Origin of the sequence: Reyranella massiliensis 521 (assembly GCF_000312425.1) — a bacterium.
Taxonomy (GTDB): domain Bacteria; phylum Pseudomonadota; class Alphaproteobacteria; order Reyranellales; family Reyranellaceae; genus Reyranella; species Reyranella massiliensis.
The window spans coordinates 3,524,047-3,535,234 of record NZ_HE997181.1 but is presented as its reverse complement, the minus strand read 5'-3'; the positions used below and the strand labels follow the sequence as shown (position 1 = coordinate 3,535,234).

Genomic DNA, 11,188 nt, shown 5'->3' with positions numbered 1-11,188 from the left:
GAATAGGGCACCCGCGTCCGCGAGCAACTACGCCGCGGTGCTCACCGAATGCGTACAATCAAGTAGCCGGCCGGGCATCTGATTTTGTCTCTCGGTTTAGGTTTTTGTTACTTTTGCTACGTCGCCGCCACTTGTGCAGCCAACGTAGCCGCGCACCGGCAGGGGAAGCCGTAGATGTTACTCGATCCGGAAGCCCTGCTCGGGATCAAGTCGGCTGTGCTTAAAGCCGCCGTCGCAGGCACATGCTGGGCGTCCTGTGGGGCCGGGAATTTACACTGGCTGAGGTGCTGTTGCCGGCCGCGGCAGGTCTCAGCTCGGCGATGTGGATCGCGCCGGCGCTGTGGTCGATGCGCAACTACGAAGCTCGAAGGGGGTTAAGGTCGTCACGCGGGTTTGAGTTGGTGTGGAAGGCAGTATCCGAGGTCGTGCTGCCTGCGGAGGAGGCGCTGGACGATCTTGTCAGTGTGCTGGTGATCGAAGTGAGAGGGGCCGAAGTCACGATAGGGAACGCCGTCGCGGAGCATGAAGTAGTCGGCGGTGAGCATGGAGGCGGCGACGGCCATGATGGCCTTCTTGGCGCCGCGGCGCGCCTTGAGACGCAGGAACAGGGCGCGCAGATAGCTGGCTTTGGTGCGGACGGCCGCCCAGGCGGCGGTGACCAGAGTGGTCTTGAGCCAGTTGGCGCCTTTGCGCAGGGGGTGGATCGGCTTGCCGGCGCTCTCGTCGCTTAGTGGGCACAGGCCGTACCACGAGATGAGATGGCCAAGGGTGGGGAAGCGCGCCATGTCGATGCCGATCTCCGCCACGGTGACCTCTGCCGAAGCCTCACCGACCCCTGGCATGGTCGGGGCGCGCTGGTGGATCGGCTCCAAGCATTTTCCCACGACGGCATCTAGTTCCCCGACGGTGTGCTCGAGAGTGACAATCAGATTGAGATGCATCGTGAGCAAGGTGCGGTGGTGGGGCCTGACGTGGCCGTGCAGCGCTTCGACCAGCTCGTCGTGCTTGCGCCGAGGGCTGTCGTGGGCGAGATCGGCCAGCCTGCGAGCGTCGCTCTCGCCCTCGATCATGGCCCTGCCGGACACCCCCAGCACCTCCGACAGCACGCTGCCGAGCTTGATGTTGGCATCTTCCAGCACCTTCTGGATGCGCAGCGAATGCTGGCTGATCTCGCGCACCAGCTGCTTGCGCGTGCGCGTCAGGTCGCGCAGCTCCTGGATCGGCTGGGGCGGCACGAAGCTGGAGCGGATCAGGCCATGCGCCAGCAGATCGGCAATCCACATCGCGTCGTTGACGTCGGTCTTGCGGCCCGGGACATTCTTGATGTGGTGAGCATTCGCCAGCACAAGCTCGGCCTGCCCTTCCAGCACATACCAGACCGGCCGAATAGATGCCGGTCGCCTCCATGGCGACATGGCTACAGGCGTGCTCGGTGATCCATTCGCCGAGCACCAGCAACCCACCCGTCGTGGTGGCAAAGCTGCGCGTCTCGTGATGCGCCGGCTCCGATACGCAGCGAACACAGGCCACCACAGTGTCCTTGTGGACATCCAACCCGGCGCATCGCGGGTAAAGCACTTGCATGGCTCGCCCTCCTCTTCTGCGACAGTGCTGCGCCAGGAGGAACCCTCGATATCGAAGTCTACTATGCGTGCTCCGGGGCGGACGACCGCCCGTGGCAACAGTTCGGGGTGCTCGCAGGGTCCCGGGTTCAACTCCTCAACGGGCTCTCTTTGCACCAAGCGAACGCCAACCTCGTTCCCGGCGCCACAACCATCCTACCTCCGCTCCGCAAAGCCGCGCCACAACTCGCATGGCTTCATCCTTCGGGCGCGGCAACGCCGATGGAGAACTCCTCAGGGTGCCTCCTGACGCCTCTCAAAAATGAGTGAAATCTCAATCTCGTTGTCCAGATGGCGGCGCATTTCCTGAATGCTGAAATGCTGAATCTCGACATCAATTCGATCCACAGGAAGCTTAACGAAGATTTTTACGAGCTCTCGCAAGTCGGGCTCGTTTTGTATGGTCGCTCTTGATTCGACCCGTATTCCGTCCATGAGTTCCTCCGATTGGTTGGGTTTTTGTAGGCATGACGTGGCAGGCGGAAATGCCCGCTCGGATTCAACTGACGGGCAATTCGCACTGGACTCTACCAGCATATGAACTTTCGGTCCCTGAGAATGCCTCTCGGGGCGCTACCTAAACTCGTTCCCGGCTGACGGCGAGTAGCGTCAGTTAAGGCGAATATGCTTGCGGACGCGTGCGGTCGCTCGGACGCCTAGAAACGTGAGTATGAAGGCTACAGAAACGAAGTACGGGATGTCGTAGTGGTAGACCATCTCATCACCGAAGTAGCCTTTCCTGAAGACTTCCCAGCAATGGACGAGTGGATGGTAGGTGATGATCTTCTGGCCCCAAGTGGGAAGCCAGTCGACAAAGAAGAATGCTCCCGAGATTGGGATGTTGAGGTATTGGATCGGTTGGATAAAGCGTTCGGCGACCTCATACCGCTCAGTAATCGCTGCGATTAACATGCCGCAGGCAGAGGCGATCCACGCCATCATGAACCAGCCGAGAAAGATCATGTCCAGGCGCTCAACCTCGTGGATCAAGCCGAAGGTCAAGATCGTCGTGTAAATGACTAGGAGTGCCGTCGTCGTCCCAATGATCTCCAGGGATTGTCTTGCGATCAGAAGATCAAATAGGCTGACCTGCCTATGAAACATCAGACCGGTACTCGACCTATAAATATTGACGAAATTGTTGGTCAAGTGCCGCCAAAGGGTGAGAGGCATATAGCCAGTCAAGACCAGTTCGACGACCTTAATGCCCTCCTTGTGAGCACCCATTGCGGACCAGATGACCATGACGCCGCAAGTCAGGATCATTGGCTCAAGGATGACCCAGGCGAAACCGATGTTCTCGCGCCCATAGCGCATCATCAGGTCCCGCACCATGAGCGCATGAATCGTGCGGCTCTGTATGCGCCAACCTTCCAGTAACTCGCCTGTCTGTGCCTTGCTCATAGCCCAAGCTCACCTATCTATGACGCGTGACACCACAACTCAGATAATCCGCTGTCGCCTAACAAACTCCAACAGATTTCCCCCTCTAAATAGATGGGGTGTTAGTCCAGCTCCGCTTCCTGCTTCAATGTCAGAAAGCTTATCGCCGACCAAATGGCTCCCCGATGTGCTTACGTTCCATGACTTGCAAAGGTCCAAGATCATGCCGCTAGCTGGCTTGCGCCAATCGGAAACTCGACGGTAGGCGGTTATCCTTCCTTCAGGATGGAAGGGGCAATAACGAATATCGTCAATATGGGCGCCGTGTTTGCGTAGTTCGATCTGCATCCAACTATGCAGTTCAGTGACAGAGGTCTCAGGATAGTAGCCATGCGCTACCCCTGCCTGATTGGTAACAACAAAAACAAGATAGCCTGCATCATTTAGCGCGCGCACGGTCTCGATCGCCCCATCGATCCATCTAAAACGATCAATTTGACCGACATAACCGTCATCATAATTTAGCACGCCATCCCGATCCAAGAATACAGCTGGCCGGTGCATCTGCTGGGGGATTCGCTCTTGCGCCATTTGAAAGGAGCTCGGAACGCCAATATCGATGAAGAAGCCGGAATGGATTGTCGCGGCCACTACATGTCTCTTGCAGAGAGATGGCATGACATCGGCTTCAAGCGAGCACCTTTCTGAAAGATAGGAAAGTATCTTCCGCCGGAAAACATATACTCCCGCGCTTATTAGTGTGCGATCTGCACCTGAGGGGCGCTCAGAGAATGAAACGATGCGGTCATCCTCTACGACAACTGTGCCGTAACGATCGGGATTTTCCAGGTGACGTAATGCTAGAGCGGCAATCGCGTCTGGCGACTTTTCGACCGCTGCTGCTCCTGCCAATAAATTCATGTCAATCCAAGAATCGCCATTCATCAGGAGAAAGGACTCAGAGGCAAGGTCACGTGCATTGTAAAGCCCACCTCCAGTACCCGCCGGTTCTTCTTCGACGACTACCTTGAGATTCAGGGCAAAGCGCTTCGCAATCGGATTGTCGCGGGCATACTCGATGACTTGGTCTGCCTGAAACGATGCCAGCAGGACGACATCCTTGAAGCCATGTCGACCCAATTCGAACAGTAGTACGTCGAGAAAGGGGCGAGAACCAACCAACAGCAAGGGCTTGGGTGTCCTAGCCGTCAAAGGCCCAAGTCGAGTGCCCAGGCCTCCACACAAAATCATCGCCTGTGTAAGTATCACGGCTCCGCCATGTCACTGTTTCAGAAAATTTACCAGCCGAGGCCGCGACGCACTTTGGCTAACCTTCACGCTTGGCCTGCCAAGTCTCGCAGCCAAGTGGTGTAAACTTCACTGGGCTTGCCTGCGCGCCGGCGCTATTAAGTGCAGTCACGAGACGATAGCGCTCCTCAGGTGGGACGATGAACATCATGTATCCACCTCCACCTGCACCGGAGACCTTACCGCCGAGTGCGCCCGCCTTGAGGCCAATCTCGTAAAGTGCATCGAGATGCGAGTTCGTCACTGCATTAGCGGTGGCTTTCTTGGAAATCCAGGAATGATTGAGGATAGTGGCCATGTCTTCGACATTCCCCTGCAACAGCGCACGTTTCATTTCCACAGCGTCCGCCTTCAACTGGTGAAGTGCATCGATCGTTCTTGTGGTTCCCGACTTCATCCCAGCGGTCTGATTGTCGATGATGATTGCCGATTCTCTAGATTGGCCTGAAAAGCATACAACGATCGAGGTCTCGATCTCGTTAAGGATCGTATCCGACATCCGCAGCGGATTTACGATCACTCGATCTCCCGCGAGGAACTCGATGAAGTTCACACCACCAAATGCCGCGGCATACTGATCTTGTTTTCCACCAGCAAAGCCGAGGTCGATGCGTTCAATGACAAAAGCCAAATGCGCGACGTCGTAGGGGCCAAGGGGCACATCCAAATAGGCACGCATAACATCTACGAGTGCGACGACCAGAGCAGAGGATGAACCTAATCCCGAGCCGGCCGGAGCATCGACATTCGTTGTGATGGTGGCGGCGAAGGGAGATCCTTGGCGGAACTCCTTCACAAAGTGCCGATAGACGCCAGCGTGAAGCGCAAGTTTGCTATGTTGAATGGCGTCAACGGGAAACGTCTCCTCGATACCAAGATCAACTGCACGGAAGACAACGTTGCCATCGTCGCGACCGGAGATGAAGGCATAGGCGTACTTGTCAATCGTGCAGTTCAACACGGCGCCGCCGTAGTCCTCGCAATAAGGAGAAAGATCAGTGCCGCCACCCGCCAGTCCCAGACGTAGCGGCGCCCGGGCGCGAACTGTAGTACGCAAGCCGTCGTGGCCGTTTAGTATTGCCATTGAGGACTTCTCCATCTCTTCGTCCATGGCGCCAGCAACCCGATTGACGGGACGACCTAGTTTCGACAGCGCCGGTAGTTAGCCTATTTCTTGAACAACTGTTCTTCGATCAGCATGCAAATCGTATGGCCAATGGCCTCGTGAACGAGCTGAATGTCAGGAGTCGAATCCGATGGTGCGTGGATGCAATGGTCGGCAAGGGCGGCAAGATCATTTCCCTTCGCGCCAGTAAACCCCACCGTTACAACCGATTTTGCTTTAGCTGCCTTAACGGCGGCCAGGATGTTAGGGGATTTGCCCGATGTCGAGATGGCGAGCAGAACGTCGCCCTTGTTGCCTAACGCTTGGACCTGACGTGCAAAGAGCTGCTCGTAGCCATAGTCGTTACCAATAGCCGTCAAGATCGATGTGTCCGTCGTGAGGGCAATTGCCGGCAGAGCCGGACGATCGAAGTAGAAGCGCGACACAAGCTCACCGGCCCAATGTTGCGCATCGGCGGCACTCCCGCCATTTCCACACAAGAGAATCTTGTTGCCATTGCGCAAGGCAGATACGGACACGTCGGCTACTGTAGCTACGGCCTCGATCAGTCTTGAATCGCTAGCGGCACCGCCAAGGAGAGATGCACCTCTGTTCAATTCCTGCTGGATGCTCGTCAACATTCTGAAACCTTTGGATGTAGAGCCTGCGCGCGACTTTGTGATTGGAAATCGACGCCGTCTCGTAATGAAATCGATGAGAAAGTTCTAGCGCAACCTGTCATAGAGGTGGCTGAGCCGCGTTTCATACGCATTCAATGAGAACTGCTGAGCTTGAACGCGACCGCGCTGCTGCAGTTCACTTCTAAGATCAGCATCCGCTTCAATGGCAATAATGCCGCGCATGATATCGTCGACCGAGTAGGGATCTACGATCAGCGCCGAATCTCCGGCCACCTCGGGCAGCGATGACGCATTCGAGGTGAGGACTGGCGTCCCAAGCGCCATTGCTTCTATCACCGGCAGACCGAAGCCCTCATAGATCGACGGAAACAGTAGCGCTCGTGCTCCCCTGATGAGCGTTACCAGTTGATCGTGCGGCAGAAACTCAAGCCGCCGCACCTGCCGCTCGCGGCGCACGACGTTGCCGTCGATGCGGAAGTTGGTGAAGCGCTCGTCGCGGATCTTGCGCAGGTCGGCGCGGTTCTGCCAGCCACTGCCGCCGGCAATAATCAGAGGGAGCTTGCTGCCGGAGCCTGCATAGGCATCGACCAGGCGCGAGACGTTCTTCTTGGGTTCGATGGCGCCGTAGAACAGAAAGTAGCCGCCGAAATCGAGGCCGAACAGCTTGGCGAGGTCGTCGGCCACTTCGCCGTCGGTGCGGTCCAGCAGATGGGCCGGAATGTCGACCGCTTGGTAGGTATTGGTCACGCGGCTTTCGTCGATGCCGAGGAACTCGACGATGTCGCGGCGGGAATGCTCCGACACGGTCACGATGTGGTCGGCGGTGCGCGCGAGCGAAGTCAGCAGGCGGTAGAAGTACTTCTTGTTGTCGAGCGTGGTGTAGGGCAGCCGCAGCGGCACCAGGTCGTGGATGGTGTAGATGTTGGGGCAGCCGCGCACGGCGAGCGGCACGGGGTGCGTCGCATGGAAGATCGACGGCTGGTCCGGCACCTTGATGCGCGCCGCCCGGCCATAAAGCTTGAAATGCATCATGCTGATGTCGATCAGTCGGGTCGAGGCGTAGGCACGCTTGAAGGGGCGCAGGGCATCGGCGATCGGTCCCGTCACCAGTCCGCTGCGCGGCAACTCGACCGGGCGCATGCCACCCAGGGCATTGAAGGGATAGTTGAGGGTGCGCCAGGCGGCCTGGAACGGCGAGAGCCATTCGTTGTCGTCGACGGCGTCGAAGGCCAGGATCTCGTTCAGCGCATCCTGGCCGCGCGACAGGCCGCGCTCGACGCCGAACAGGCCGTCGACCTGATAACCCAGGCGGCCGGCGGCCTGGGCCAGCGCGCGGGCATAGGTGGCGATTCCAGTGCCACCCTTGAAGGTGAGGTTGTGCGCCTCGTAGAGAATCGTGCCGCGCGCCGGACGGGCGGCAGCGGCAGCCGCGGCCTTGCCTTGAGCTTGGGTGACGGAAGCCGATTTAGCAGGGGAGCGGGCGAGCGCGTCGGTCATTCGAACACCAGCAGCCGATCCTCGTAGCTCGTCCGGTCGAGCACCGAAGCCCGGTCCAGCGGCACGATATCACCGGTCGGCCGCAGTTCAACGGTGCTGCCATAGTATGCAAGAAGTCCGTCCAGAAAGGCCGCCGGTTCGGCATATCGGGCGGCGTTGAACTCCAGCACGATCAACGGCCGGTCGCGGGCGATGAGCTGCTGCATGCCGGCCACGATTCCCTGTTCGCCGCCCTCGGCGTCGATCTTCACCAGGTCGACCTTGGGATAGTTCAGAGCCACCTCGTCCAGGGTGACGGTCGAGACTTCCAGGGTCGTGCCGCCCGGCAGATCGGGCTGACCGACCAGCGACGCGTTCTTGGGCTCGCCGTCGGGCGCATAGAGCCAGGCGCGGCCGGTGCTGGCGCCGAGTGCCTGAGGGACGATGCGGGTTCGCGCCAGGTGGCCACTCAGGCTGACCGACTCCTGCAGCAGCGAAGCCGCGTCCGGGTTCGGCTCCACGGCGACGACGCGGCCGGTCTCGCCGACCGCTTCACCCATGAGGAGCGTGTAGTACCCAAAATTGGCGCCGACATCGATCGCCGTCATGCCGGGCTTCAGTCGCTGGGCCAGGAACTGCGTCAGCCACATCTCCCAGTAGCCGTCGAGCATGACGTGACAGGCGAAGCCGCGGTCCGAGCTGCGCAGGAACATCTTGTGGTGGCCGAGGACTCGGGCGAGGACCACCCCGTTGCCGAGATAAGCGGTCTGGACACGTCGGCGGATGGCGGCCTCCAGGGTGGAGCGAGGCCAGGTGGCGAGATGATGAGTGTACAAATCCATGAGCATGCGAAGAAACGACCTGCGCCAGCCGCTGCGACCGGGCAGCGGGGCTACGCTTGAGAAGAAGAAGGGTCGGCTTGATTGTCCCTTGGCTGGTCACTCTCCTTCCGTGGGTCGCTGCCTGTATAGGCTGGCGAGTCGGCGAATGCCACTTTTCGCCGACGCTCGGACTGCCGATTGAGCGAGGCGGGATTCGATGACGAGATGGTCGTCGTCCGGTGCGATTGAAATCTTTGATACACTTTCCGGGGGAGCGTTTTTCCTCAGTCGAGGAGCCGAAAGCGCGAAAGGGGGGCCGATCGGCGCGCGCCCGGGCGACGCGTGCAGGCGGTCGGGTCGCCTTCGGAAACGTCGGTTTTACTGGCAAAATAAGGTCGCCCTCTTATGAGAGGACAATTCCCAGCCGAATTTGAGGGAAATGAGGCAGCTCTGTGTGGCCGCGATGCCACACAACCTTACAGAGATGAATTCCTGTGCAGCAAAGGGCTAAACAAAGGCACGAAAATCCTTATTATCGGTCCCGAGTTCAGCCGCTCCATTACGCCGTCCGTCAATCGGGAGATACAACCGTGAAAATGACCAAGGTTTTCCTGGCCGCCGCGTCGCTCGCCGCACTGCCCGTGGCAGCCCAGGCGCAGATCAACGCCCAGCCGGGCATCTACGTCGGCGCCGGTGGCGGCCTTGCTTGGGGCATCGGCTCCAATGCCAACGCCTCGACCTCGACCGGCTTCGCCTTCGGCGGCCAGATCGGCTACGACTTCGTCGGCCCGCGCGTCGAACTCGAAGTGGGCTACGGCCAGCTGCCGACCAACGTGAACATCCCCGGCACCGCGATCACCGGCAAGGTCGGTCAGCTGACCACCATGGCCAACGTGCTGTACGACTTCATGCCGACCTCCTCCATCACGCCGTTCGTCGGTGTCGGTGCCGGTGTCGCCTTCGTCGACAGCAACGCTTCGCTGGGCAGCACGCAGTTCGCCTACCAGGCGATCGTCGGCCTCGCCTACAACATCAACGAGTCGATGCGCTTCCAGGTTCAGGGCCGGTACATGGGCACCACGAACCCGAGCGTGAACACGCCGTTCGGCAACGTCAGCTACCAGAACCAGAACATCCTGGCCCTGGCCGGCGTGACCTGGAAGTTCGGCGTCACCCCGCCGCCGCCGCCGCCGGCTGCTGCTCCGGTTGCGCCGCCGTCGTACATGGTGTTCTTCGATTGGGACCGCTCGAACCTGTCGGCCCAGGCTCTGAACACGATCAAGCAGGCCGCTCAGGCCTACAAGACCAAGGGCAACGCGCGCATCACGGCGACGGGCCACACCGACACGTCGGGCTCGGAGCAGTACAACATGGCGCTGTCGCTGCGCCGTGCGAACGCTGTGAAGGACGCCCTGGTGCGTGAAGGCGTGCCGGCGACGGCCATCGCGGTTGTGGGCCGTGGCGAGCAGGGCCTGCTGGTTCAGACCGGCCCGAACGTCCGCGAGCCGCAGAACCGCCGCGTCGAGATCGTCATCCAGTAAGCTGCTGGTTGACCGAGACAAAGGAAGAGGCGGCCCTCACGGGCCGCCTTTTTCTTTGCTTGTGCCATGTTCGTGCGTGGAATGGGCAAGCGGCACATGCTGCGGTCTGGATCGGAGCTGCAGCGCGTCACCAAGGGCAGGACCGGCGTCTTTTATTGCATGTCGGATGTGGTTCGCGCGTCCTGCCGGGCTGGATCAACGTCACGGGCCAAAGGCCCGAAGCGCCGGCCAGCCATAGTCGTCGACGGACCAGGGCCGCTCCTGGGGGATCATCACCGTCCAGGTCCGGCAGTCGGCCAGCAGCCAGTCGCGACCCGGCGCCCCATAATCCTTCAAGGCAGGGCATCTGGCCGTCTGTGCCAGCGCGGTGGCCATTGCCGTGGCAGCCTGCCGGTCGCGCGTGACCTTGCCGTTGGCCCAGCGCTCCCAGCGCACCATGCCCAGGCCGCGGGCAAAGAAGAAACGCTCCAGATGGTCGGCGGACGGGATATCGCTGCCGCCATAGTGCTCCGAGACGACGACGTCGAGCCTATGGCGTTCGTCCCTGGTCCCGTTCGGCCCGGCGATGCGGAACGGGAACTCGATCTCGTCGCGGCGGTAGCGGGTATAGGCGTCGTTGAAGCGAAGCGGGCAGCTCGCGATGTTTGGCGCGATGTTCAGCCGGGCCATGCCGTCCTGCCAGGCACCGGCGACCGGCTCGCGGAAGATCAGCCAGGACAGGAAGCGCCGCTCCGGGCAGTCTTCGCCGACAAACCATTGTACGCCTCCGCCGCCATCCTCGGTCAGGACGAAGCTCGACCAGTCGCCCACGATCAGGGCCACCTGGCCGCCATCGCCCCGGCCGCCGTCGAAGGTTCCGAACGACCGGCCGTTGGTGCCGAAGTCGAAGGTCTGGACGATCAGGGTACGGCCGCCACGGTGCATCACCACCGAGTCGCTGGCCTGATAGCCGCGGGGAGTCGAGGGGTCTCCCAGCACGTTCGGCCAGTCGTGCTTGCGATAGGGGGCCGGATCGTCGGAACGCTGCAGCCGGCGCAGGGTGCAGCCCGGGTCGGTGGGCAGGGTCGCGGTCGGCTTGCCGGCGGCATCGAGACAGACGCTTTGCACTAGGAAGTCGAGCGGGCCGGCTTCCGTGGGCGCCTGCGCATGCCCCGCGGTCCCGGCGAGCAGCGGCAGGACAAGGGCGGTGAGCAAGAGGGTCGTCTTCTTCATGGGCGGACAGCCTGCATGGCAGATTTCTGGCGCCGCCGGCCGATATCCGCAAATCTGTGGCTTGCCGTTGCCTCTTTGC

8 protein-coding genes and 1 pseudogene are annotated in these 11,188 nt (G+C 60.5%); 1 reads left to right on the top strand and 8 read right to left on the bottom strand.

The genetic code is table 11. The annotated features are described in order from the left end of the window. Positions 1–383: 383 nt before the first annotated feature. The 7 genes and pseudogenes from BN60_RS17235 to BN60_RS17205 form a co-directional block, all read right to left on the bottom strand. Positions 384–1,584 (bottom strand): annotated as a pseudogene (locus BN60_RS17235) (IS110 family RNA-guided transposase). A gap of 647 nt (positions 1,585–2,231) precedes the next feature. After that, entirely contained in the window at positions 2,232–3,026 is a 795-nt protein-coding gene (locus tag BN60_RS17225) for an ABC transporter permease (protein ID WP_020697352.1), read from the bottom strand. 39 nt (positions 3,027–3,065) lie between these two features. Next, a complete protein-coding gene (locus BN60_RS29865) occupies positions 3,066–4,256 on the bottom strand; it encodes an HAD-IIIA family hydrolase (protein WP_083856156.1) in 1,191 nt (396 codons plus the stop codon). A gap of 76 nt (positions 4,257–4,332) precedes the next feature. Next, complete coding sequence (locus BN60_RS17220) at positions 4,333–5,424, bottom strand: GHMP family kinase ATP-binding protein (protein ID WP_020697351.1); 1,092 nt, start codon at positions 5,422–5,424, stop codon at positions 4,333–4,335. Positions 5,425–5,480: 56 nt separating this feature from the next. Next, positions 5,481–6,059 (bottom strand): D-sedoheptulose-7-phosphate isomerase, encoded by a 579-nt coding sequence (locus tag BN60_RS17215; protein WP_020697350.1) that lies wholly within the window; start codon positions 6,057–6,059, stop codon positions 5,481–5,483. A gap of 84 nt (positions 6,060–6,143) precedes the next feature. Then, the gene (locus BN60_RS17210) at positions 6,144–7,556 is read right to left on the bottom strand and encodes a glycosyltransferase family 4 protein (RefSeq protein WP_020697349.1); all 1,413 of its coding nucleotides are present in this window, start codon (positions 7,554–7,556) and stop codon (positions 6,144–6,146) included. Beyond that, positions 7,553–8,383, bottom strand: coding sequence for an FkbM family methyltransferase (locus tag BN60_RS17205; RefSeq protein WP_020697348.1), 831 nt, complete (start codon positions 8,381–8,383; stop codon positions 7,553–7,555). Before BN60_RS17205 ends, BN60_RS17210 begins: the two co-directional genes overlap by 4 nt. Before the next feature lie 569 nt (positions 8,384–8,952). Between BN60_RS17205 and BN60_RS17200 the strand changes: the two genes are divergently transcribed. Then, positions 8,953–9,897, top strand: coding sequence for an OmpA family protein (locus BN60_RS17200; RefSeq protein ID WP_020697347.1), 945 nt, complete (start codon positions 8,953–8,955; stop codon positions 9,895–9,897). Between the two features lie 201 nt (positions 9,898–10,098). Here the strand turns inward: BN60_RS17200 and BN60_RS17195 are convergent, their stop codons facing one another. After that, positions 10,099–11,109, bottom strand: a complete 1,011-nt coding sequence (locus BN60_RS17195) for a hypothetical protein (RefSeq protein WP_020697346.1) — start codon at positions 11,107–11,109, stop codon at positions 10,099–10,101. Positions 11,110–11,188: the final 79 nt, after the last annotated feature.